We start from the raw sequence: 24,066 nt of genomic DNA, 5'->3' as shown, positions 1-24,066 counted from the left end.
CGGCTGGGGCCCGGCCGGCGCCGCCGCGCCCACCTCCGTCGAGAACCCGGCGGCCGCGGCCGCCCTCGACCCCGGCATGCTGACCCGTGCCTCCCCGGCCGCCTGGGAGACCTCGGCCCGCACCGACTTCTCCGTGTGGCCCGCGCGCGGCCCGCTCACCGGCGACCAGGCGCTGCTGCACCGCGCCCTGGCCGTCTGGGCCCGGCCCGGACAGAGCGTCCGGGTCTCGGCCACCCCCGGCACCCAGACCGGCGGCCCGGCCGGCCCGCCGCAACTGCTGTACGCGGGCGAGGTCGACAGCGCGCGCGTGGTGATCCTCTACGACGGCCTGCGCATCGCCCGTTACGCGGAGCCCCGGGACGGCACCAAGGGCGCGGCCCTGGACTTCACCCGGGCCGACGGCGCGACCGCGGCCGAGGCGAGCGCGCTGGTGCTGGGCCGCGCCGACGGCAACGTCCGCTATCTCACCGCCCCCTGGGTGAAGAAGGCCGCGGGGCGGAACCTGATGAAGCCGGCCTCGGCGCCGACGCCCCTGGCGGTGACCGACGGGGTCACCGCGCCGCTGGCCAGCCCCGCGCTCCAGCCCGGCAGCTGCACCTCGTGGACCGTGCTCCAGCTGACCGGCAGCTCCGGCAGCGAGCTCTCCACCGACCTCGGCGAGCTGGTCCCGGCCCATCTCACCGCCGGCCGCCCCGGCGCGCCGGGCGAGGCCGCGGACGCCGCGGGGCTGCGGGCCTGGGCGCCGTTCGCCTGCTCGCTGGCGGGCGAGCGCTCGGCCGGCATCAGGAGCGTCAACGCCTGGGCCTACGCCCAGCAGCCGCTGCCCGACGGCAGCGGGGCGGCCGCGTGGGTGTGCACCCGGGCCGAGACCTGGCGCGGCGGCGGCACGGCCGCGCTGGCCCAGTTCCGCACGCCCGGCGGGCAGTACGGGGCGGTCGCGGCCAAGGCCACGGACGTGCCGGCGTGCGGTCCGCGTGATCCGCATGTGCTGGCCGGGGTGCTGTGGAAGTCCCACGGCGGGCACTGGTACCTGCTCGCCGCGGGCAGCGAGGGCACGTCCTCGATCCGGTCGACGGGCGGGGTCACCGCCACCGGGCAGGGGCAGTTGCTGGTGGCCCGGGCCCGGCAGGGGGTCCAGGCCGAGCTGAAGGGCACGCTGGCCGGCGGGCGGTCGATCAGCGCGTTGCGGTAGGCGGGGCACAGCCGGACCTTGTTGACATCCGCGTAAACAAGCCCGTCCCCAGGGGTTCTCAGACGCCCTACCCATCAGTACATTGACGCCATGTCTAACACGCAGGCCCGGCCGGTGGAGTCCGAGCGCGTGGCTCTCAAGGCCCGCAACGTGTCCTTCTCGTGGGAGGACACGCCGCTGCACTGGGTGCCCGGCGACCCGTTCACCACGCACACCATCAACGTGCTGCACCTGCTGCTGCCCGCCGGTGAGCGGTGGTTCGTGCACGTGTACAAGCAGGCGCTGCCGCTGATCCGGGACGACCGGCTCCGCGAGGACGTCCTCGGGTTCATCGGGCAGGAGGCCATGCACTCCCAGGCCCACGACGAGGTGCTGCCGCACCTGCGCGAGCTGGGGCTCGACCCGACGCCGTACACCGCGCAGGTCGACTGGTTCTTCGAGAAGCTGCTCGGCGACCGCACGCTGCCACCGGGGAAGGCCCGCCGCTGGTGGCTGCTGGAACGGATCGCGCTGATCGCGGCCATCGAGCACTGCACCGCCTTCCTCGGCGACTGGGTGCTCAACGCGGCCGAGCTGGACCGGCGCGGCGCCGACCCCACCATGCTGGACCTGCTGCGCTGGCACGGCGCCGAGGAGGTCGAGCACCGCTCGGTCGCCTTCGACCTGTTCCTGCACGTCGACGGCGGCTACCGGCGCCGGGCCCGCACCTGGGCCCTGGCCTTCTCGGCCCTGCTGTTCATGTGGCAGCGCGGGGCGCGCTTCTTCATGGAGAACGACCCGACCCTGGTGGACGCCAAGGCCTCCTTCAGGGAGTTCCATCGCAGCGGCCGCCGCGGCACCCTGCCCGGCACCGGCGCCATGCTCAGGTCCATCCCGCGCTACCTCAGCCGGGGCTACCACCCCTCGCAGGAGGGCTCCACCGCGCAGGCCGTCGCCTACCTTGCCGCATCCCCGGCCGCGCTGGCGGCCGAGAAGGCGGTGTCGTGATGCCCGGGCTGCGGACCGTCGCCCTCGTCGCGGGCGCCGCCCTGCTCACCCGCCGGGCCCTGCGCCGCCGTGTCCAGGCGTCGCCGCTGTGGCCGCTGCCCGCCCTGGACCCGCCCGTCTCCGGCCGGCCGCGCCCGCGGGCCCTGCGGCTGCTGCTCGCGTCGCACGAGACGATCGCCGACGGTGTCGTACAGCTGCGCCTGGAGGGACACGAGCTGACCCGCTGGGAGCCCGGCGCGCATCTGGACCTGGTGCTGCCCTCGGGGCTGGTGCGGCAGTACTCGCTGTGCGGGGACCCCGGGGACACCTCCTCGTACACCGTGGCCACGCGGCTGGCCGAGGACGGGCGCGGCGGCTCGCGGGAGGTGCACGAGCAGCTCGCGGAGGGCATGGAGCTGGAGGTGCGCGGACCGAGGAACCGTTTCCCCCTGGTCGAGGCGCCCTCGTACGTCTTCGTCGCCGGCGGCATCGGCATCACCCCGGTCCTGCCCATGCTGCGGGCCCTGCCGGACGGCACCGCATGGCGGCTGCTGTACGGCGGGCGGACCCGGGCCTCGATGCCCTTCCTGGAGGAGGTGCGCAAACTGGCCGGCGACCGGCTGACGCTCGTCGCCGAGGACGAGGACGGGCGGCCGGACCTGGACGCGCTGCTCGCGGGCCTGCCGGCGGGGACGGCCGTGTACTGCTGCGGGCCCGAGGGGCTGATGGCGGCGGTCGAGGACCGGCTGCCCCAGGGGGCCGCGCTGCACCTGGAGCGGTTCGCGCCAGGGGCGTCCGCCGGTGGCGGCACCGGGTTCGAGCTGGAACTGCGCCGCAGCGGGCGGACGTTGACCGTGCCCGCCGACTCCACCGTGCTGGCCGCCGTACGCCGGGAACTCCCGGACACCGTCTACTCCTGCGAGCAGGGTTTCTGCGGGACCTGCCGGCAACGGGTGCTGGAGGGCGAGGTGGACCACCGGGACGAACTGCTGACGGATGCGGAGCGTGCCGACTCGATGCTGATCTGTGTATCGCGCGCCAGAAGTGATCGTCTCGTGCTTGATCTGTGACGGAATGATGTGAACGCCTGTGCGGGTCCGGACCGTTGGCGGCTGGATCCGATCGGTAAGGTGTTCGCATGAGTACCGGGGTTCGCCGCAGGATGGGCGTCGAGGAGCGGCGGCAGCAGCTGATCGGCGTCGCCCTCGACCTGTTCAGCCGCCGCTCGCCCGACGAGGTCTCCATCGACGAGATAGCGTCGGCCGCGGGCATCTCGCGCCCGCTCGTTTACCACTATTTCCCCGGCAAGCACAGTCTGTACGAAGCCGCTTTGAAGCGAGCCTCGGAGGATCTGGCCGGCCGGTTCGCCGAGCCCCACGAGGGCCCGCTCGGCGCCCGGCTGCTGCGTGTGATGCGCCGCTTCTTCGACTTCGTGGACGAGCACGGGCCCGGCTTCTCGGCCCTGATGCGCGGCGGCCCGGCCGTCGGCTCCTCGACGACCAACGCGCTCATCGACTCCGTACGCCAGGCCGCCTACGCCCAGATGCTGACGCACCTGGGCGTCACCGAGGCGCCAGCACGGCTGGAACTGGTCGTCCGCTCCTGGATCTCGCTCGCCGAGTCCACCGCCCTGATCTGGCTCGACGGCCGGCGCGTCCCGCGCGCCGAGCTCGAACTCCAGCTGGTGCACGACTTCGCCGCGCTGGTCGCCGTCAGCGCCGCCCACGACGACGACATGGCCGCGCTGCTGCGCACGATGGTCAAGGGCGAGCCGGCCGACGGCCCCTTCGCGGAGCTCCTCGGCCGGCTCATCTCCCTCGGTTCCTAGCGGACCGTCACCGGTCGAACTTCCGGTACGACGGGTCGAGGTCGCGGACCTCGGCGGAGGCGTGCAGGGTGACCCCGTCCTCGGGGGCCACATGCCGCCGGAGCAGCTCCAGCACGGTCTCCGTGAGCTTCGCCTTCGTCTCCTCGCTGCGGCCGGCGAGGAGACCGACGGTCACGTGCACGACGGCGTGCCGCTGCCCCTCGATCCCCTCGTACCCGTACGCCGCGAACCCCTCGCGGAACAGCGTCTTGCAGGACTCGGGCCTCGCCGCCGCGATCTCGACGACCGCCTCGTGCAGTGCCCGGGCGAAACCCTCCGCCTCGAAGGACTCCTCCCACGCGTAGGTGTGGTCGACGGTGATCTGCGGCATGAGCACTCCTGTTCCACGGCGAGGCCCCGACCCTACTTCGACGCCCGGGTGAACACCGCCACGGTCCGCGCCGGGACGCTGAAGGTGCCCGAGCCGGCCGCGTAGGAGGAGGTCCTCACCACCGGGTCCGCGCCGGAGGCCTGCACGGGGTGCAGCCGGTAGGGCGTCCCGGCCAGACCGGCGATCTGCTGCTCCTGCCGCTGCGGGGTGGCGTTGAGGACGACCACCAGGTCACCGAGCCGCATGGTGATCACACCCGGCGTCTCGTCGTTGCCGGAGAGCGGGAAGGACAGCTGGTCCTGCACCTGCGCGGCCGTGCCGAGCGAGAACGCCGGCTCCGTCGTACGGATCCGCAGCAGGTCCTGGTAGGCGGCCGAGGTGCCGGTGATCTGCGGGCAGCCGACCTTGACCGCGGTCAGCAGCGGCTTGGCGTACTGCCACTTGGACTGGTTGTCGGCCGCCATCGGCAGCCCGCGCCCGAAGCCGTTGCCGTCGGCGCAGTTCCAGTGGATGGCGTTGAACCAGTCACCGCTGTCGAAGGAGTTGCGGTCCAGGGACTTCGAGCGCAGCAGGTCGGTGCCCGCCTGGGAGAGCGACGGACCCTGCGAGAGGGCGGCCGTGGCCATCGCCAGGACCTGCATCCGGGCCCGGTCGGCGGCGCTCGTCGAGGCGGGCAGCTTGTACGTCAGCGCGTCGAACAGCGACTCGTTGTCGTGCGCGTCCACATAGGCGAGCGCGTCACCCGGCGCGGCCGCGTACCCGGCGGGCGAGCCGTTGTAGTCCACCTCGGCGCCGGTGACCTCCTTGCCGTCCGTGTCCGTGAAGTGGTACTTGGCGAGGTTGCCACTCAGCCCGACCTTGATCAGGTCCTGGTAGTGCAGCAGCCGGGCCTTCTGCTCCGCCGGAGTGCCGTTCGCCGACGACCCGTTGGGGTCGGTGTAGAGCCCGGACGCGAAGCCCTGGACACCGGGGTCCGAGTCGAAGGGGCTGCCGCCGCGCACCGCGTCGCGGGCCCGGTCGGAGAAGGTGGCGATGCCGGTGCCGGCCATGTTCGCCTGTGTGGCCTGCACGAACCGGGCGTCGTTCGCGACCTCGCCGAAGTTCCAGCCCTCGCCGTACAGGATGATCTTCTTGCCGTCGACGCCGTCCTTCTCCGGGGTCAGCGCGTCCAGCGCCTTGCGCACGGCCAGGATGTTGGCCTTCGGGTGGTGGCCCATGAGGTCGAAGCGGAACCCGTCGACCTTGTACTCCTTCGCCCAGGTGACGATGGAGTCCACGACCAGCTTGCCCATCATCGCGTTCTCCGGCGCGGTGTTGGCGCAGCAGGTGCTGTTGGCGACGCTGCCGTCGGCCAGCAGCCGCTGGTAGTAGCCGGGCACGATCCGGTCCAGGACCGAGGTGTCCGCCTGGCCGCTGGCCGCGGTGTGGTTGTAGACGACGTCCATGACGACCCTGAGGCCGTCCTGGTTGAGCGACTGCACCATCCTGCGGAACTGGACGGTACGCGCGGTGCCGTCCGGGTCGGTGGCGTACGAGCCCTCGGGGACCGTGTAGTGGTACGGGTCGTAGCCCCAGTTGTAGGCGTCCTTGGCGGCGATCTTCGCCACGCACGCCTGCTGCTGCTCGGAGTCGGCCGCGTAGGAGGCGAGGTCGCAGTCGGTGGTCGCCTGGTCCGCCTTCTTCTCGGGGATGGTGGCGATGTCGAACGCGGGCAGCAGATGCACGTACGACGTGCCCGACCTGGCCAGCTGCCGCAGGTGCTTCGAGCCGTCGCTGTTCCGGTCGGTGAAGGCCAGGTAGGTGCCCTGGTCCTTCGCCGGCACGGTCCTGTCGGCGACCGAGAAGTCCCGGATGTGCAGCTCCTGGATCTGCGCGTCCCGCAGCGGTACCGCCTTGGGCTTGCGCAGCGCCGACCAGCCGCTCGGCGCGAGGGACCGGTCGTCGAGGTCGGTGACGACGCTGCGCTCGGAGTTCGCGGTGAGCGCGACCGAGTAGGGGTCGGTGACCTTGTTGGTGACCATCTTGCGGACGCTGGGCGCCCAGACCTTCACGACGTACCGGTACGGCTTGCCCTTCCAGGACGCCGGGCCGGTGACGGACCAGACGCCGGTGGCGTCGCTGCGGTGCATGGGCACCGTGGACCCGGCCAGCTCCAGGGAGACGCGCTGCGCGGTCGGCGCCCACACCGAGAGGGTCGGCTTCCCGTCGTGGAAGACCGGCCCGAGGGCGGCCTTCGTCGCGCCCGGGTACAGGTCGTCCAGCACGCCCGCGATCTGCACCCCGGTCGCGGCCAGCACGGCACCGTTGACGGCGCGCTGAGAGGCGACCAGCTGACCGGTCAGCGCCTCGCGCACCCGGCCGCGGTCGCGCGGGTCCACGGACCAGGCGGTGTAGTCCTTCAGGTACGGGAACTTCGCCTTCTGGGCGTCCGTGAGCGTGGTCTTCGACAGCCGGATCCAGCGCTCGTCGTCGCTGGTCAGCGCCCCGTCCTTGACGGCGATCGAACCGTCGTGGGAGTAGAGCAGCTGGGTGGAGGCGGCGCCGTCGGCGCCGTTCCAGACGACGGTGTCCCGGTCGATCCAGACCGCCTTGGACGTGGTCAGGTCGAGGGCCGCGGCGCTGCCCGCGGGCTGCGGGAGCAGGTACTTCTCCTGGCCGTTCAACAGCCACACCTCGTAGCCGCTGGACTTGAGGTCCAGTGACTGGTCGGCGGCGAGGTCCTTCTCGTCGCCCTTGTGGATGATGTAGCTGAGGCTGGTGGCACCGCCGGTGAGCGGTACCTCGAAGACGGCGCCATAGGCGTCAGTCTTCACCGGCTTCAGCGGGTTCGACCAGTCGGTGGGGTTCGCGGCACCCGTCCAGACGTGGATGCCCCAGCCGTCGTAGTTCCCGTCGGCCCGGTGGTAGTGGATGACCGCCTTGGTCCTGTCCTGCGCCGGGTAGTCCGGCCGCTGGGTGACGACGTCGGCCTTGCCCTGCTCGACCCAGACCTCACCCGTCTTCGTGACGTCGATGCTCCGGTCGGCGGAGACGTCCTTGTTGCCGTTCTTGTCGATGACCAGGAAGCCGACGCTGGACGCGCCCGGCTTGAGCTTGACGTAGGCGAAGGCGCCGTAGGCGTCCCGGCCGGTGAAGGGGTGGCTGGCCGGCCAGTTCGTGGCCTCGCCGTCGGCGATGTCGCCCCAGGCGTACAGGCCCCAGTCGGCGTAGTCGCCGTCGGCGCGCTTGTAGTGGACGATCGCGTAGTCCCGGGAGGAGGCCTTGGGGACCTCGGGCGCGGGCGGGGCGCCGGTGGTGCTGCCCGCCGTGGCGCTCGCGGTGTGCCCGGCCGTGTCGACCACGACGGCCTTGTACCGCAGGGCGGTGCCGGCGGGAACGTTCCTGCCGAGGGTCTGGGTGACCTTGTAGGGGGCGTGGTCGGCGGAGCCGAGGACCTGCCACCGGCCGTCGCCGACCTGCGCGGCGAAGACGACCCGGTTCAGCTGCCCGCCGTCGACGCCGGCGGTGAGGTCCACGGTGCCGGTGGCGCCGGCGGCCGGGGCCCGCAGGGTGATCGCCGGCACGGCGGCCGGCGCGGCGAGCGGGCCGGCGGCCTTGTAGACGACGGCGGAGCCGGCCGGGACGGTGACGGTGACCTTGCGGTCGCCGTCGGACTTCACCGAGTCCGTGGCCCCGTAGACGCCCCGGTACGACATTCCGGCCGAGCCGGTCGCGAAGGTCGCCGTCTTCGCCGCGTCCGCGTTGTTGAACGCGACGACGTACTCCTGGCCGGTCCGCGCGTCGGTACGGGTGAAGGCGTAGACGCCGGCGCCGTCGGCCGCGTAGCGCTCGGTCTGGACCCCGTCGGTCAGGGCCGGTTCGGCCTTGCGGAGCCGGGAGAGGGCGGCGATGTCCCGGTACAGCGGCGCGTGCGTGTCGTACGAGTCGCTGGCGTGGGTGCGGTCGGTGCCGATCTCGTCGTCGTCGAGGTAGTCGGCGACCTTGGAGGCGAACATGGTCTGGCGGGCGTCCTTGTCGCCGCCGGAGCCGGTGAAGCCCTGCTCGTCGCCGTAGTAGACCACCGGGTTGCCGCGGCTGAGGAACATCAGCTCGTTGGCGAGCTTGTCCTTGGCGAGGATCTCGGCGTCCGCCGCCTTCGGGTTGTCCTGCTTCAGGAAGTACCCGATGCGGCCCATGTCGTGGTTGCCGAGGAAGGTGACCTGCTCGTACGCGTTGGCCTTGTCCGTCGTGTACTTGTAGTCGTCACCGAAGACGCTCGCGAGCTTCTGCGCGCTGCCGCCCTGGGAGGCGTAGGAGCGGGCCGCGTCCTGGAAGGGGAAGTCGAGGGTGGCGTCGAGGCGGCCCTGGGTGACGTACGGGGAGGTCACGGAGGTGTCTGCGGAGTAGGTCTCGCCGAACATGAAGAAGTTCTTCCGTCCGCGCGCCGCCGCGTACCTGTCCAGCGCGGTCGCCCACTGGGTCCAGAACTCCATGTTGACGTTCTTGACGGTGTCGATGCGGAAGCCGTCGACGGCGAAGTCCCTCACCCACCGCTCGTAGATCCTCTCCATGCCGTGCACGACCTCGGGACGCTCGGTCCACAGGTCGTCGAGGCCGGAGAAGTCGCCGTAGGTCGCGGACTCGCCGGCGAACGTGGAGTCGCCCCGGTTGTGGTACATCGTCGGGTCGTTGAGCCAGGCCGGGACCTTGCTGTCGCTGGTGACCTGCGGGGTGCGCGGGAAGGAGGCGCTGGAGACGGCCGGGAACCGCTTGCCGCCGGCGGCGTAGTCGGCGTCGTCGAACGGCCGCCCGTCCTTGGTCAGATAGGGGAAGGCGCCCTTGGAGAGGTAGTCGTACGTCTTCTCCTTGTAGTCGACCACGTCGGCGGTGTGGTTGGTGATGACGTCGAAGAAGACCTTCATGCCCTTGGCGTGCGCCTTGGCGATCAGGGTCTTCAGGTCCTGGTTGGTGCCGAAGTGCGGGTCGACCTGGGTGAAGTCGGTGATCCAGTAACCGTGGTACCCGGCGGAGGCGTTGGTGCCCGTCCCCTGCACCGGCCGGTTCTTGAAGATCGGCGCCATCCAGATGGAGGTGGTGCCGAGACCCTTGATGTAGTCGAGCCGCTTGGTCAGGCCCTTGAGGTCGCCGCCCTGGTAGAAGCCCTTGTCGGTGGGGTCGTAACCGGTGCTGAGCCGGGAGCCGGTGAGCCCGCCCCGGTCGTTGGACCTGTCCCCGTTGGCGAACCGGTCCGGCATCACGAAGTAGAACTGCTCGCGCGTGTCGTCGTGCCGGGCGGGCTGGGCGGCGAGGGCCGCGTCCGAGGGAGGTGCCGGCGGGGTCGCGGCGTGCGCGGCCAGTGGCTGGATCAGTGCGGCGGCGAGGGCTGCGACGGTGACGGCCGCGGCCCTTCCGCGCTGGGGAGTACGGCGCGTCGGGGGCGCCGGCCATCTCGGTATCACAGGCGGTAACTCCTTGCGAATACGGCTCTCTTGGGTCCGACCCCGCGCGACCGTATCGCTGCCGAAAGGGTTGCAGCAAGAGTCTTGAAACTCATAGCAAGAAGTTTCAGCGCCAACCTTGACGTGTCTTTCTCAACTCCCTCACGCTCACGGGTGGTTGAACCCTGCCCCAACTGATGGAGCCGCACATGAGCAGACACCAATCCCGGGGTCTCCTCCGCCGCAGCGCGAGCGCCGCGGCCGTGGGCGCCCTGACACTGGCCGGAATCGTGACCCTGCCGGCGGCGCCCGCGCAGGCGGGCACGACCGCCAAGGGCGATGTGATCGCCAACCTGTGGGAGTGGAACTGGGACTCGATCGCCTCGGAGTGCACCGACGTGCTGGGCCCGGCGGGCTACGGCGCGGTCCAGGTGGCGCCGCCGGCGGAGTCCCTGAAGCAGTCCGCCTTCTACTGGTGGGACGTCTACCAGCCGTACTCCTACGACCTGAACAGCCGCTTCGGCTCTCAGGCAAAGTTCGCCGCGATGATCACCGCGTGCCACAAGGCGGGTGTGAAGGTCTACACGGACGCGGTGATCAACCACACCGCCGCGCAGACCGGCACCGGCTACAACGGCACGACCCTCACCAGCAAGTACGACACCCCCGAGTGGGACCGCGCGGACTACCACGACTCCTCCGACTGCCCCACCTCCGACCTGACCATCCAGGACTACTCCAACCTCACCCAGGTCCAGAACTGCGAGCTGCTGGGCCTGGCCGACCTCAGGACCGGCTCGGACCACGTCCGCACGGGCATCGCCGACTACCTCGACTCCCAGCTGGCCCTCGGGGTCGACGGCTTCCGGGTGGACGCGGCCAAGCACATCCCCGAGGCGGACCTGGCGGCGATCGAGTCCAAGCTGACGAACACGACGTCCGGGGTGGCGCCGTACGTCTTCCAGGAGGTGTACCCGGGCGCGACCCCGCAGCCGTCCGACTACTACGCCTCCGGGGACGTCCTGGACTTCACCTACGCGAGCAGGCTGAAGTCCGCGTTCCAGGGGCACGTGAGCGACCTGGCGTCGCTGTCGTCGTCCGGCGTCCTGCCCGCCGCGCACTCGGTCTCCTTCGTCACCAACCACGACACCGAGCGCAACGGCCTGCACCTGTCCTACAAGGACGGCGACACCTACAAGCTCGCCAACCTCTTCCAGCTCGCCTACAAGTGGTCGACGCCGACCGTGTACGCCAGCTGGGAGTGGACCCAGAGCGACCAGGCCCCGCCGAACTCCGGGGGCTTCGTCACCGGCACGGACTGCTCGGGCGCCTGGTACTGCCTCGACCGGGACACCGCGGTGGTCGGCATGGTGGCCTGGCACAACGCGGCCGGGAACACGGCCGTCTCCGACTGGCAGACCAAGTCGCCGGACGTCGTCGGCTTCGGCCGCGGCGGGGCGGGCTTCTTCGCGCTGAACAACGGGACGTCCGCGGCGACGTACACCTTCACCACGGGGATGGCGGACGGCACGTACAAGAACGTGATCGACGGCGGCGCCTCGACGGTGACGGTCTCCGGCGGCAGCGCGACGATCGCCCTCCCGGCGAAGGGCGCGGTCGCCTTCTACGACTCCTCGTACACCTGCACGGTGGGCTGCGGGGACGCGGGCGGCGGCTCCGGCGACACCGTGAACGTGACCTTCGACGAGTACGCGCCGACGGTCTCCGGCACCGACGTCTACGTCGTCGGCTCGATCCCGGCCCTGGGCGGCTGGGACACCTCGAAGGCCGTCCGGCTGTCGTCGAGCGGCTACCCGGTCTGGTCGGGCGAGGTGAGCGTGCCGGTCGACACGGCCTTCACCTTCAAGTACATCAAGAAGGACGGCTCGGGGAACGTGACCTGGGAGTCGAACGCCGACCGGTCGGCGTCCACGGCCACGTCGGCCCTCTCCCTCGACGACTCCTGGAACGTGGCGGACGCGGACGCCACCGACGTCACCTTCCACGAGACCGCCACGACCGACTGGGGCACCGACGTCTACGTCGTCGGCTCCGTCCCCTCCCTCGGCTCCTGGAACCCGGCCGACGCCGTCCCGCTCTCCTCGGCGTCCTACCCGACCTGGAGCAGACCGGCCATCGTCCCCAGGAACACGTCCTTCGAGTACAAGTACCTCAAGAAGGACGGCTCCGGGAACGTGACCTGGGAGTCCGGGACGAACCGCTCGTACACGACGGGCGGTTCGTCCGGCTACACGACGAGCGACATCTGGAAGTAGGGCCGGCTCAGCAGCCCGGCCTCCCCGTGTAGATCGCCAGGGCCGTGTCGGGGCCCAGGGTGGCGGTGAACTGCCCAGCGGAGTTCACCGCCACCGTCGTGTTGTTCTGGACATTGCAGTAGGTCCCTGCGGGCAGCGAGGTCTGGTAGGCGCGGGTCAGCGGCGAGGTCTCGTGGTTGATCGCCACGTACCCCATGCCGCCCCGCCCGAAGGCGATCGCGTTGTTGCCGTCGTCCCACCAGTCCGTGACCGACTGGCCGCGGGTGGCGTTGCGGAAGGCGACCATGGACCTGATCTCCGGCCAGGCGTGCTGGCACTTCCAGCCGTCCTGCCAGCAGGCGTTGACCTGGCCGCCGTCGGGGGGACCGGCGTCCGCGTCGGACCACTCGTAGCCGGAGTTGACGTCGGGGGCGCCGTAGGGCCAGGCCAGCATGAAGACGTTGGCCAGGGTGTACCTGGCGCCGTCCTTGTAGTTCAGGGTGGAGCCGTTGCGCTCGGTGTCGTGGTTGTCGACGAAGACGCCGGCCACGGAGCCGCCGAGGTAGCCCCAGCCCTCGCCGAAGTTGTTCAGGTACGCCAGCTTCTCGTTGTTGAAGACGCGCTTGAGGTCGTAGGCGTAGCGGAACTCCTGGACGTCTCCGTTGCCGGTGTACTCGGAGGGCTGGACGGCCTCGTTCGCGCCGTAGACGACCTCCTGCTTCCAGTAGACGGAAGGGCTGGTCAGGCGGGACTTGATGTTCGCCAGGTCCTCGGCGGGGATGTGCTTGGCCGCGTCGATGCGGAAGCCGTCGGCGCCGAGGGAGAGCAGGTCGTTCATGTACCCGGCGATGGTCCTGCGGACGTACTCCTCGCCGGTGTCCAGGTCGGCCAGGCCCACGAGTTCGCAGTGCTGGACGTTCCAGCGGTCCTGGTAGTTGGTGACCGGGGAGGTGCAGTCGTCGAAGTCGGGGTACGAGTACAGGCCCGGGTAGTCGTACTTCGTGTACGACGTGCCGCCGGTGCCGGTGCCGCTGCCGGCCGACATGTGGTTGACGACCGTGTCGACGACGACCTTCACGCCGGCCGCGTGACACGTGTCGATCATGTTCTTGAAGGTGGCGCGGTCACCGAGCCGGCCCGCGATCCGGTACGACACCGGCTGGTACGACGTCCACCACTGGGGGCCCTGTATGTGCTCGGCGGGCGGGGAGACCTGCACGTAGCCGTAGCCTGCGGGGCCGAGGGCGGTGGTGCACTCGTGGGCCACCGAGGCGTAGTTCCACTCGAAGAGCACGGCGGTGACGTCCTTGCCGCCGGGCGGGGAGGCGTCTGCGGTAGTCGGGGTCATGACAAGGGCGGCGGTCGCGAGAGCCAGCGCCCCCGAGAGGGTTCTGCGTGCCATGTGGGGGATTCCTTCGTCGTTGAAGGCGCTTGCTGCAATGTTTCAGCAAACTTGCGGTGACGCAGATGTTAAAGGCCCGCTGCCGGAATGGCAGCGGGCCTTTGTGAAGTTGATGCAAGAACTTTCAGACGGGCGGTCAGTCCACGGCCGTCCACCAGACGGTGGTGTCGGCCGGCACCTTCGCCTCGCCGCCGGTCTCGGCCACCTCACCGCTGGCGAGCAGCACCCGGCCGTACGCCGGGGTCGGCACCGACTCCCCCGTGGTGTTCGTGACGCAGACGAAGTCGCCGCGGCGGAAGGCCAGGACGCCCTCGGGCGCGCGCAGCCACTCCACCGCCTCGCCCGCGCCGAGGTCGGGCCGGGTCCGGCGCGCGCGCAGCGCCGACCGGTACAGCTCCAGCGTCGAGCCGGACGCGCCGGTCTGCGCCTCCACGCTCAGCTCGCCCCATCCGTCCGGCTGCGGGAGCCAGCTGCCGCCGTCGCCGAAGCCGTACGAGGAGCCCTCGCGGGTCCACGGGATCGGCACCCGGCAGCCGTCGCGGAAGCCGTCCTGGCCGGCGCCGCGGAAGTACGCCGGGTCCTGGCGCACCTCGTCGGGCAGGTCGACGACGTCCGGGAGGCCCAGCTCCTCGCCCTGGTAGATGTACGCCGAGCCGGGCAGGGCGAGCATGAGGAGGGTGGCCGCCCGCGCCCGGCGCAGGCCGAGTTCGCGGTCGCCCGCCGTGCGGATCTGGGTGCCGAGGCCGGGCGGGTTGGCGAAGCGGGTGGCGTGCCGGGTGACGTCGTGGTTGGACAGCACCCAGGTGGCGGGGGCGCCGACCGGGCGCATGGCCTCCAGGGTGCGGTCGATGACCGTGCGGAGTTCCTCCGCGTCCCACTCCGTCGACAGGTACTGGAAGTTGAACGCCTGGTGGAGCTCGTCCGGGCGGACGTAGTGGGCGGTGCGCTCGACGGTCGGGGTCCATGCCTCGGCGACGAAGATGCGCTCCCCCGCGTACTCGTCGAGGATGGTGCGCCACTGCCGGTAGATCGCGTGCACGCCGTCCTGGTCGAAGAACGGCATGACATCGTTGCCCAGCAGCTTGAGCTGGTCGTGGGAGCCGAGGTCGGGCAGGCCGTCGGCCTTCACCAGGCCGTGGGCCACGTCGATGCGGAAGCCGTCGACGCCCATGTCCAACCAGAAGCGCAGGATGGAGCGGAACTCGTCGCCGACGGCCGGGTGCTCCCAGTTGAAGTCGGGCTGCTCGGGGGCGAACAGGTGCAGGTACCACTCGCCGTCGTCGACCCGGGTCCACGCCGGGCCGCCGAAGATGGACTCCCAGTCGTTGGGCGGGAGTTCGCCGTTCCTCCCCTTGCCGGGGCGGAAGTGGTAGCGGTCCCGCAGCGGGGAGCCGGGGCCCTCGGCGAGGGCGCGCTTGAACCACTCGTGCTGGTCGGAGGAGTGGTTGGGGACCAGGTCGACGATGATGCGCAGCCCCTGCGCGTGGGCGTCGCGGATGAGCGCGTCGGCGTCCAGCAGGGTGCCGAACATGGGGTCGACGGCGCGGTAGTCGGCGACGTCGTAGCCGGCGTCGGCCTGCGGGGAGGCGTAGAAGGGGCTGAGCCACACCGCGTCGATGCCGAGGTCGCGCAGATACGACAGGCGGGAGCGTACGCCCTCCAGGTCGCCCATGCCGTCGGCGTTGCTGTCGGCGAAGCTGCGCGGATAGACCTGGTAGATGACCGCGTCCCGCCACCAGTCGCGGCGGGCGGCGACGGTGGCGACGGCGGAGTGGTGGGCCGGTGCGGCGGGGTGCTGCTGGCTCATGGCGTCCTTGATACGTGACTCGGTTCGGGTCATGGGCGTGGGTACGGCGGCGGGGACCGGCCGGGAGGGTGCGAGGCGGCCGCGGTGTCAGCGGGGTCGGATGGGCACCGCGGCCGCCTACCCGCGCGGACAGGCGCGCGGGGGTCCGGGTCGGGTTCGGGCGTCAGCCCTTCGTGCCGCCGGCGGTGAGTCCGGTGACGAGGTTCTTCTGCACGAGGTAGAAGAACACGGACACCGGTATCGCGATCAGCACCGCGGTCGCGGCCATGTAGTTCCACTCGGCGTCGTGCTCGCTGACGTAGGTCTGCAGACCGACGGCGAAGGTGTACTTCGAGTCGTCCAGCAGGAAGGTCGTCGCGAAGGCGACCTCGCCCACGGCGGTGATGAAGTTGTAGAAGGCGGCGACGGCCAGACCCGGGCGGGCCAGCGGCAGGATCAGCCGGAAGAAGGTGCCGAAGGGGCTCAGCCCGTCCACCCGTCCCGCCTCGTCGATCTCGAAGGGGATGGTGTCGAAGTACCCCTTGAGCAGCCAGGCGCTGTACGGCACGGCGGTGGTGCAGTTGATGATGATCAGCGACCAGTAGGTGTCGATGAGACCGAGTTCGCTGAAGATCTCGTACATCGGCACGATCAGGATGGCGATCGGGAAGGCCTGCGTGAGCAGCAGGACCCACATCAGCTGCTTGTAGCCGGGGAAGCGCATGCGGGAGACGGCGTAGCCGGTGGTGGCGGCGACGAAGACACCGATCACGGTGGTGCCGAGGGCCACGATCATCGTCGACTTGAACCAGTCGAAGAAGCCGGTGTGCTCCAGGACGTAGCTGTAGTTCGAGAAGGACAGCTTGCCCGCGATCCCGCCCGGGTGCAGGTAGTCCTCCTTGTCCGGGCCGAGGGACAGGTAGAACAGCCAGGCCACCGGGGCGAGGGCGATGAGGCTCGCGAGGACGAGGCCGCCGTGCAGCAGGCCGGCGCCGAGGGGACCGCGTTCGCCGCGTTCGCGCGTGGGGCGCGGCCGGGGTGCGGCGGGGGCCGGTGCGGACTCTGTCGTGTCGAGGGTCGGGGTGCTCATGGCGGCGGCTCCTGCGGCGTCAGACGGCGAGCTGGTCATTGCGCTTCAGCCAGCGGAAGTAGAAGGAGGTGAAGACGGTCAGGATCGACAGCAGCAGCACGCCGTACGCGGCGGACTGGGCGAAGTCGCGCGGCTGCTGGCCGAAGCCCAGCTGGTAGGCCCAGGTGACCAGGATCTGCGCGTCCGGGGCGGAGTTCTTGCCGAACAGCAGGAAGATGATGACGAACTGGTTGAACGTCCAGATGATGCCCAGCAGGACCACGGTGGAGCTGACCGAGCGCAGCCCGGGCAGGGTGACGTGCCGGAAGCGCTGCCAGGCGTTCGCGCCGTCCATCTCGGCGGCCTCGTAGAGGGTGGGGTCGATGGACTGCAGGCCGCCGAGCAGCGAGAGCATCATGAACGGCACACCGCACCAGGTGTTGACCATGATCGCGGCGAACCGCTGCCAGAAGGTGTCCTCCAGCCACTGCGGCTGGGGCAGGTGCAGGCCGTGGAGGATCTGGTTGAGCACGCCGGAGTCGGCCAGCATGATCCGCCAGGAGAAGACGGTGACGAAGGTCGGCACGGCCCAGGGCAGGACGAGGACCAGCCGGTAGAGGGTGCGGCCGCGCAGCTTCTGGTTGAGCATGAGCGCGAGGCCGAGGCCGATGGTGTAGTGCAGGAACACACAGGCGGCCGTCCAGACGACGGTCCACAGGAAGTGCGACCAGAAGCGGTCGTACGCCGTCGGGCCGAACAGGAGGTCCTTGTAGTTGGCGAGCCCGATGAACTTGTAGGTGGCGGCGATGTGGTTGACGCCGATCGTGCGCGCCGAGTTGAGGCTGTTGGCGTCGGTGAGGGTCAGGTAGACGCCCCGCACCAGGGGGTAGCCCACGATGGTTCCGAGCACGAGGACCACCGGGGCGATCATCGCGTAGGCGTACCAGTGCTTCTGGTAGCCGTGTCTGATGCGCTGCCCCAGCCCGGGCCGAGGCGCGCGGTCACCGCGGCGCTTGCCGGTCGCGCGGTCGATGGCGACTGTCATGGTTCGACACCTTCAAAGGATCAGGAGGTTGGGCCGGGCACAGGCGGTGGCCGCCGGATGCTTCCCCTTCTTCTACAGGGAGGATCCGGCGGCCACACGGGCTCACTTGCTGAAGTCGGGCACCAGCTTCGCGATGGCCACCTCAGCGTTGCTCAGACCCTGGTCCAGGGACTCCTTGCCGCCGGCGATCTTCGGCAGCTCGGTGTCCAGCGGGCCCCACAGGGAGCTGTACTCGGGCAGGGCCGGGCGGGGCTGGGCGGCGGGGAGGACGCCCTGGTAGCCGGCGATGCCGGGGTCGGCCTTGACCTTCGCGGTGTAGGCGTCGTCGCGGGTCGGCAGCGTGGAGTTCTTCAGGGCGATGGTCTCCTGGGAGGCCGCCGAGGTCATGAACTTCACGAACTTCAGCGCCGCGGCCTGGTGGGCCTTGTCGGAGCCGGCGTAGACCGAGAGGTTGTGGCCGCCGGTCGGAGCGCCCGCCTTGCCGGCGGAGCCGGCCGGGACGGTGGCGATGCCGAGGTTGGACTTGTCCTTGAAGGCGCTGCCCTTGTAGAAGTTCGTGATCTCCCAGGGGCCCTGGACGATCGCGGCGACCTTGCCGTTGACGAACGCGTCCTGGATGTGGGCGTAGGCGTCGGCGGTGATGTCCGCCTTGTGCAGGCCCTGCCCGGAGAAGGTGCTCAGCCAGGTGGCGTAGGCCTTCTTGGCGGCGGCGGAGTCGACGGTGATCTTCTTGGCGGAGGCGTCGACGGTGTCGGTGCCCTCGCCGTAGAGGAAGCTCTGGGCGTAGTAGGCCTGGGTGGAGCCCCAGTAGCCGTACACCTTGTCCTTGCTGTCGATCTTGGCGGCGTCGGCCTTCAGCTCGTCCCAGGTCTTGGGGGCGTCGGTGATGCCGGCCTTCTTGAACAGCGCCTTGTTGTAGACCAGCGCGAGGGTGTCCGTGACCAGCGGCACGCCGTAGGTCTTGCCGTCGTACTGGGCCTGCTTGATCAGGTTCGGCTGGAACTTGGCCTGGTCGGCGAGGGCCTCGGTGCCGTCGAGGGGCAGGAAGTAGCCCTTCTTGGCGAAGGCGGGGGTCCAGCCCACCTCGGAGCGCAGCACGTCCGGGGCGCCGCTGGCGCCCGCGGCGGTGTCGAACTTGTTCTGCGCCTGGTCGAAGGGGACGTCGACGTACTTGACCTTGATGTTCTTGTTGGCGGCCTCGAACTGCTGGACCAGGGCCTTGTACGTCGGCGACTCGTTGGTCGCGTTGGAGGTGTCCCACCAGGTGATGGTGACCGGGCCGTCCGACTTGCCGCTGTCGCTGCTTCCGCCGCCGCAGGCCGTCGCCGCGAGGGCGAGGGACGCCACCAGCGCGGAGGCCGCTATGCCACGCCGCATGAGTTCTCCTTGAGGGTTAAGACCGTCTGATACAGGGAGCGGTCCCGCCCGCCTCCCCGACGTCTTGCCGACTGCGCCGTTGCGGCCGCCGAGCGACACGGAACGTAACAGCGATGTAAGCCTTGCGAAAGACCTTGCAGAAAAAAAGTGCAAGGGAACACGATGGTTACCCGCTCGTGACCCTGGCTCGACCGTGCCGCAACCCGGTATCGGAGCCGGTGGGGCGGTAACGGGGACACTTGTGCAAGACTCTGCAAGCTCTTGCCACCACGAACTCGAGGGAGCGCGATGAGGCAGCAACCCACGGCGGGCCGTTCGGCTCCCCGCGCCCGGCGGCCGGCCGGTGTGCAAGGAGAGGCACGACCGGTACAGTCCGGTGCCGTGACCACACGGCTTGCCGACATCGCTGCGCAGGCGGGGGTGAGCGAAGCGACCGTCAGCCGGGTCCTCAACGGGAAGCCGGGCGTCGCCGCCACCACCCGCCAGTCCGTGCTCGCCGCACTGGACGTGCTGGGCTACGAGCGCCCGGTACGGCTGCGGCAGCGCAGCGAGGGCCTGGTGGGCCTGATCACGCCGGAGCTGGAGAACCCGATATTCCCGGCCCTGGCCCAGGTCATCGGCCAGGCGCTGACCCGCCAGGGCTACACACCGGTGCTCGCCACGCAGACCCCGGGCGGGTCGACCGAGGACGAGCTGACCGAGATGCTGGTGGACCGCGGTGTCGCGGGGATCATCTATGTCTCCGGGCTGCACGCCGACACCACCGCCGACATGCAGCGCTACGAGCGGCTGCGGGCGCAGGGCGTGCCGTTCGTACTGGTGGACGGGTTCTCGCCGAAGGTGCAGGCGCCGTTCATCTCCCCCGACGACCGGGCGGCGATGACGCTCGCGGTCACGCACCTGGCGTCGCTGGGCCACACCAGGATCGGTCTCGCGCTCGGGCCGAAGCGGTTCGTGCCGGTGCAGCGCAAGATCGAGGGCTTCCTGCGGGCGATGCGGGAGCAGTTGGGGCTCCCCGCCGAGGTCGTCGAGTCGGAGCTGGTCCAGCACTCGCTCTACACACTGGAGGGCGGCCAGGCGGCGGCCACGGCGCTGATCGACCGGGACTGCACCGCGGTGGTCTGCGCCAGCGACATGATGGCGTTGGGGGCCATACGAGCGGCCCGTCAGCGGGGCCTGGAGGTGCCCCGGGACGTTTCGGTGGTCGGCTTCGACGACTCCCCGCTGATCGCCTTCACCGACCCGCCGCTGACCACGATCCGCAAGCCGGTCCCGGCGATGGGGCAGGCGGCGGTGCGCACGCTGCTGGAGGAGGTCGGCGGGACGCCCGCGCCGCACAGCGAGTTCGTGTTCATGCCGGAGCTGGTGGTACGCGGTTCGACCGCCTCGGCACCGGGCGAGCGCCATGACCGCAATCGCGGTTGATCGCAACCCATAACGGGCGTTCGGGGGAGGAACTCCTCCGTACGTCGCAGGAGGTGCGGCACGCACCCGACCTTGGGATGATCGGGCGAAGACGCCTTTTCTGGCAGACTCTGTCCCTATGGGTGACTCGACCGTGGCACAGTCGGAAGGTCGCGAGGAGATGGCCTTTCCGGGGGCCGTCACGGGTGAGAACGGGCGGGGTCCGCTGGGCAGACCGCGGCGCCCGCACCGGCCCCGGCTGTGGTTCGAGATCCTTCTGATCGCGGTGAGTTACTGGACGTACTCGCTGATCCGCAACGCCGTGCCGGAGCAGAAGGGCAAGGCGCTGCGCAACGCGGACCGGATCTGGGTCCTCGAGAACCAACTGGGCATCGCCTTCGAACGGTCGGTCAACCACGCCGTCGACACGGTGAATTGGCTGATCATCGGCATGAACTACTACTACGCCACGCTGCACTTCGTCATGACGATCGGCGTCCTGGTGTGGCTCTACCGATGGCATCCCGGCCGCTATGCGGCGGCCCGGCTGGTGCTGTTCGCGACGACGGGCGTGGCCCTGCTCGGTTACTACCTGTTCCCGCTCGCCCCGCCCCGGCTGATGCCCGACGGGCACTTCGTGGACACGGTGATGGTGCACCACACCTGGGGCTCGATGGCCTCCGGCGATCTGAAGCACATGTCCAACCAGTACGCGGCGATGCCGTCCATGCACATCGGCTGGTCGCTGTGGTGCGGGCTGACGATCTTCGCGCTGTCGTCGGTGCCCTGGGCGCGGGTGCTGGGCCTGCTTTATCCGGTGGCCACCCTCGTGGTGATCGTCGCCACCGCCAACCACTTCTGGCTGGACGCGGTGGGCGGCGTGCTGTGCCTGGCCTTCGGCTTCACGCTGGCCCGGGTCTGGTACGGCGCGCTGCCGCACACCCTGCCCAGGCTGGTGCCGGCCCGGGCGCCCGAGCCGGCCCGGGCGCCCGCGCGTTAGCACCGGCCGGGCGTCACCGTCCGTCGCCGTAGAACAGTTCCTCCACCACCGTGCGCGCCCTGCGGGTGGTACGGCGGTACGCGTCCAGCATGTCGCCCGCGTGGCCGGCCCCGTGGCCCAGGTAGCGGCCGACGGCGGCCAGCTCGCGGGGCGTGGTGGGGAAGGTGTCCCCCGCCCGGCCGCGGACCAGCATGACCGCGTTGCGCACCCGGGTGGCCAGCACCCAGGCCTCGTCCAGGATCTCCGCGTCCTCGGCGCCCAGCAGCCCGGCCGCGTGGGCGGCGGCCAGGGCCTGGCGGGTGCGGGTGGTGCGCAGGCCGGGCACCTGGTGGCCGTGCCGCAGCTGGAGCAGCTGGACCGTCCACTCGACGTCGGACAGCCCGCCGGGACCCAGCTTGGTGTGCAGCCTGGGGTCGGCGCCGCGCGGCAGCCGCTCGGACTCCATGCGGGCCTTCAGCCGCCGGATCTCGCGGACGGCGTCCTCGGTCAGGCCGCGGGCCGGGTAGCGCAGCGGGTCGATCAGCTCGGTGAAGCGGCGGGCGAGGTCCTCGTCGCCCGCGACCGGCTCGGCCCGCAGCAGCGCCTGCGACTCCCAGACCAGGGACCAGCGGCGGTAGTACGCCTCGTACGACGTCAGGGTGCGCACCAGCGGGCCCGACTTGCCCTCCGGGCGCAGGTCGGCGTCGATGAGCAGCGGCGGGTCGCCGCTCGGCAGCTGCAGCAGCCGGCGCATCTCGGCGACGACCTTGTTGGCCGCGGCGGCCGCTTCCTGTTCGTCCACGCCGTCCCGCGGCTCGTGCACGAACAGCACGTCGGCGTCCGAGCCGTAGCCCAGTTCGTGGCCGCCGAAGCGGCCCATCCCGATGACGGCGAACCGGGTCGGCAGGGTGTCGCCCCAGCCGTCCCGGACGACCGCGCGCAGGGTGCCGGCGAGGGTGGCCGCGGTGAGGTCGGAGACGGCGGCCCCGACCCGGTCCACCAGGGCGCCCTGGTCGGCCTCGGCGGGGCTGGTCTCGGTGCCGTAGGAGCCGACGATGTCGGCGGCGGCGATGCGGAACAGCTCGCGGCGGCGGACCCCGCGGGCCGCTCTGACGCCCTGCTCGGCGTTCTCCGCGCGGCCGGCCGCGGCCAGCACCTCCTGCTCCAGCGGCACGCGCTCGCGCAGGGCGAGACCGCCGCCGCCGTCGCCCAGCAGGGCGACCGCCTCGGGGGCGCGCATCAGCAGGTCCGGGGCGAGGCGGCCCGCCGACAGGACGCGGGCCAGGTTCTCGGCCGCCGCGCCCTCGTCGCGCAGCAGCCGCAGGTACCAGGGGGTCTTGCCGAGCGCGTCTGAGACCTTGCGGAAGTTGAGCAGGCCCGCGTCCGGGTCGGCGGAGTCCGCGAACCAGCCGAGGAGGACGGGCAGGAGGGTGCGCTGGATGGCCGCCTTGCGGGTCACGCCGGAGGCCAGCGCCTCCAGATGGCGCAGGGCCGCCGCCGGGTCGGCGTAGCCGAGCGCGACCAGACGCTCCCGGGCGGCCTCGGGGCTCAGCCGGGCCTCGCCGGGGGCGAGCTGGGCGACGGCGTCGAGCAGCGGGCGGTAGAAGATCTTCTCGTGCAGCCGTCGTACGACCGTGGAGTGCCGCTTCCACTCGCGGGTCAGCTCGGCGACCGGGTCGGTGCGCAGGCCCAGGGAGCGGCCGAGGCGGCGCAGGTCCGGCTCCGCCTCGGGGACGAGGTGGGTGCGGCGCAGGCGGTAGAGCTGGATGCGGTGCTCCATCGAGCGCAGGAAGCGGTACGCGGCGTCGAGGCGGGCGGCGTCCTCGCGGCCGACGTAGCCTCCGGCGGCCAGGGCCTGGAGGGCCTCCAGGGTGCTGCCGCTGCGCAGGGAGGCGTCCGCACGGCCGTGCACCAACTGCAGGAGCTGGACGGCGAATTCCACGTCGCGCAGGCCGCCGGGGCCGAGTTTCAGCTCGCGTTCGATCTCGGCGACGGGGATGTTCTCCACCACGCGGCGGCGCATCTTCTGCACGTCCGGCACGAAGTTCTCGCGTTCGGCCGCCTTCCAGACGAGGGGTTCGAGCGCGTTGATGTAGGACTGGCCGAGGTCGGGGTCGCCGGCCACCGGGCGGGCCTTGAGGAGGGCCTGGAACTCCCAGGTCTTGGCCCAGCGTTGGTAGTAGGCGAGGTGGCTGCTGAGGGTGCGCACGAGGGGGCCGTTGCGGCCTTCGGGGCGCAGGTTGGCGTCGACCGGCCAGATGGAGCCCTCGACAGTGGTCTCGGAGCAGATCCGCATGAGGTGGGAGGCGAGCGCGGTGGCGGACTTCAGGGCCTTGGCCTCGTCGGTGCCCTCGGCCGCCTCGGCGACGAAGATCACGTCGACGTCGGAGACGTAGTTCAGCTCGTGGCCGCCGCACTTGCCCATCCCGATCACCGCGAGGCGGCAGGCGGCGGCGTCCTCGGGGGCGTTGGCCTTCGCTATGGCCAGCGCCGCGCGGAGGGTGGCGGTGGCGAGGTCGGCGAGTTCCGCGGCGGTCTCGGCGACGTCCCTGGTGCCGCAGACGTCACGGGCGGCGATGGAGAGCAGGCAGCGGCGGTAGGCCACGCGCAGGGACACCGGGTCGGCGGCCTCGGCGAGGCCGCGCTCGAACTCCGCGACGCCCGGGTGGAGGTCCTGCGGCTCGTAGGTGACCAGGGCCTGCCAGTCGCTGGGGTGGCGGGCGAGGTGGTCGGCGAGGGCCGCGGAGGCGCCGAGGACGCCCAGGAGGCGGTCTCGCAGGGGCTTGGCCGAGATGAGGGTGTCGAGCAGTTCGCGGTGGGCGGTGGGGGCGGGCTGTGCCTCCAGGAGGCGGACCAGGCCGCGCAGCGCGAGGTCCGGGTCGGCGGTGGCGCCGAGGGCCTCCAGCAGCACCAGTTCGTGCTCCAGGAGCTGATGCAGCAGCAGGGCGAGGAGGCCGTCGAGGAGCTGCTCGCCAC

14 protein-coding genes and 1 pseudogene are annotated in these 24,066 nt (G+C 71.0%); 7 read left to right on the top strand and 8 right to left on the bottom strand.

Annotation, left to right across the window (positions count from 1 at the left end; genetic code table 11):
- From ACWEN3_RS13970 to ACWEN3_RS13955, 4 genes and pseudogenes are all read left to right on the top strand, one after another.
- Positions 1-1,192 (top strand): annotated as a pseudogene (locus ACWEN3_RS13970) (hypothetical protein); the annotation flags it as partial.
- 90 nt (positions 1,193-1,282) lie between these two features.
- A complete protein-coding gene (locus tag ACWEN3_RS13965; protein ID WP_452969778.1) occupies positions 1,283-2,179 on the top strand; it encodes a metal-dependent hydrolase in 897 nt (298 codons plus the stop codon).
- Positions 2,179-3,228 carry a PDR/VanB family oxidoreductase gene (locus tag ACWEN3_RS13960; RefSeq protein WP_452969777.1) on the top strand — a complete coding sequence of 350 codons (1,050 nt, stop codon included), beginning with the start codon at positions 2,179-2,181 and terminating at the stop codon, positions 3,226-3,228. Before ACWEN3_RS13965 ends, ACWEN3_RS13960 begins: the two co-directional genes overlap by 1 nt.
- A gap of 68 nt (positions 3,229-3,296) precedes the next feature.
- Positions 3,297-3,986, top strand: a complete 690-nt coding sequence (locus tag ACWEN3_RS13955; protein ID WP_452969774.1) for a TetR/AcrR family transcriptional regulator — start codon at positions 3,297-3,299, stop codon at positions 3,984-3,986.
- Between the two features lie 7 nt (positions 3,987-3,993).
- Here ACWEN3_RS13955 and ACWEN3_RS13950 read toward each other — a convergent pair whose 3' ends face one another.
- Positions 3,994-4,356 carry a 5-carboxymethyl-2-hydroxymuconate Delta-isomerase gene (locus ACWEN3_RS13950; protein WP_452969771.1) on the bottom strand — a complete coding sequence of 121 codons (363 nt, stop codon included), beginning with the start codon at positions 4,354-4,356 and terminating at the stop codon, positions 3,994-3,996.
- A 32-nt stretch (positions 4,357-4,388) separates the two neighbouring features.
- Positions 4,389-9,794, bottom strand: a complete 5,406-nt coding sequence (gene pulA, locus ACWEN3_RS13945; RefSeq protein ID WP_452969769.1) for a pullulanase-type alpha-1,6-glucosidase — start codon at positions 9,792-9,794, stop codon at positions 4,389-4,391.
- Between the two features lie 188 nt (positions 9,795-9,982).
- On the opposite strand from pulA, the gene ACWEN3_RS13940 reads away from it, so the two are divergent.
- A complete protein-coding gene (locus ACWEN3_RS13940; protein WP_452969766.1) occupies positions 9,983-12,049 on the top strand; it encodes a carbohydrate-binding module family 20 domain-containing protein in 2,067 nt (688 codons plus the stop codon).
- A gap of 7 nt (positions 12,050-12,056) precedes the next feature.
- Here the strand turns inward: ACWEN3_RS13940 and ACWEN3_RS13935 are convergent, their stop codons facing one another.
- The 5 genes from ACWEN3_RS13935 to ACWEN3_RS13915 form a co-directional block, all read right to left on the bottom strand.
- Entirely contained in the window at positions 12,057-13,430 is a 1,374-nt protein-coding gene (locus ACWEN3_RS13935) for an alpha-amylase (RefSeq protein WP_452969763.1), read from the bottom strand.
- Positions 13,431-13,566: 136 nt separating this feature from the next.
- On the bottom strand, positions 13,567-15,237 hold the full coding sequence (locus tag ACWEN3_RS13930; RefSeq protein WP_452969761.1) for a glycoside hydrolase family 13 protein: 1,671 nt from the start codon (positions 15,235-15,237) through the stop codon (positions 13,567-13,569).
- Between the two features lie 163 nt (positions 15,238-15,400).
- Complete coding sequence (locus tag ACWEN3_RS13925) at positions 15,401-16,306, bottom strand: sugar ABC transporter permease (RefSeq protein WP_452969759.1); 906 nt, start codon at positions 16,304-16,306, stop codon at positions 15,401-15,403.
- 19 nt (positions 16,307-16,325) lie between these two features.
- The gene (locus ACWEN3_RS13920) at positions 16,326-17,330 is read right to left on the bottom strand and encodes a carbohydrate ABC transporter permease (RefSeq protein WP_452969757.1); all 1,005 of its coding nucleotides are present in this window, start codon (positions 17,328-17,330) and stop codon (positions 16,326-16,328) included.
- Positions 17,331-17,432: 102 nt separating this feature from the next.
- Entirely contained in the window at positions 17,433-18,707 is a 1,275-nt protein-coding gene (locus ACWEN3_RS13915; RefSeq protein WP_452969754.1) for an extracellular solute-binding protein, read from the bottom strand.
- 381 nt (positions 18,708-19,088) lie between these two features.
- On the opposite strand from ACWEN3_RS13915, the gene ACWEN3_RS13910 reads away from it, so the two are divergent.
- Both ACWEN3_RS13910 and ACWEN3_RS13905 read left to right on the top strand, forming a co-directional pair.
- Positions 19,089-20,132 carry a LacI family DNA-binding transcriptional regulator gene (locus tag ACWEN3_RS13910; RefSeq protein WP_452969752.1) on the top strand — a complete coding sequence of 348 codons (1,044 nt, stop codon included), beginning with the start codon at positions 19,089-19,091 and terminating at the stop codon, positions 20,130-20,132.
- A 118-nt stretch (positions 20,133-20,250) separates the two neighbouring features.
- Positions 20,251-21,111, top strand: coding sequence for a phosphatase PAP2 family protein (locus ACWEN3_RS13905; protein WP_452969750.1), 861 nt, complete (start codon positions 20,251-20,253; stop codon positions 21,109-21,111).
- A 13-nt stretch (positions 21,112-21,124) separates the two neighbouring features.
- Here ACWEN3_RS13905 and ACWEN3_RS13900 read toward each other — a convergent pair.
- Positions 21,125-24,066: bifunctional [glutamine synthetase] adenylyltransferase/[glutamine synthetase]-adenylyl-L-tyrosine phosphorylase (locus tag ACWEN3_RS13900; protein ID WP_452969747.1), on the bottom strand; the 2,942-nt coding region annotated here is incomplete at its 5' end.

Source organism: Streptomyces sp. NPDC004561, assembly GCF_053602155.1.
The sequence above is the reverse complement of the archived record's forward strand: the minus strand, read 5'-3'. Positions and strand labels throughout refer to the sequence as shown.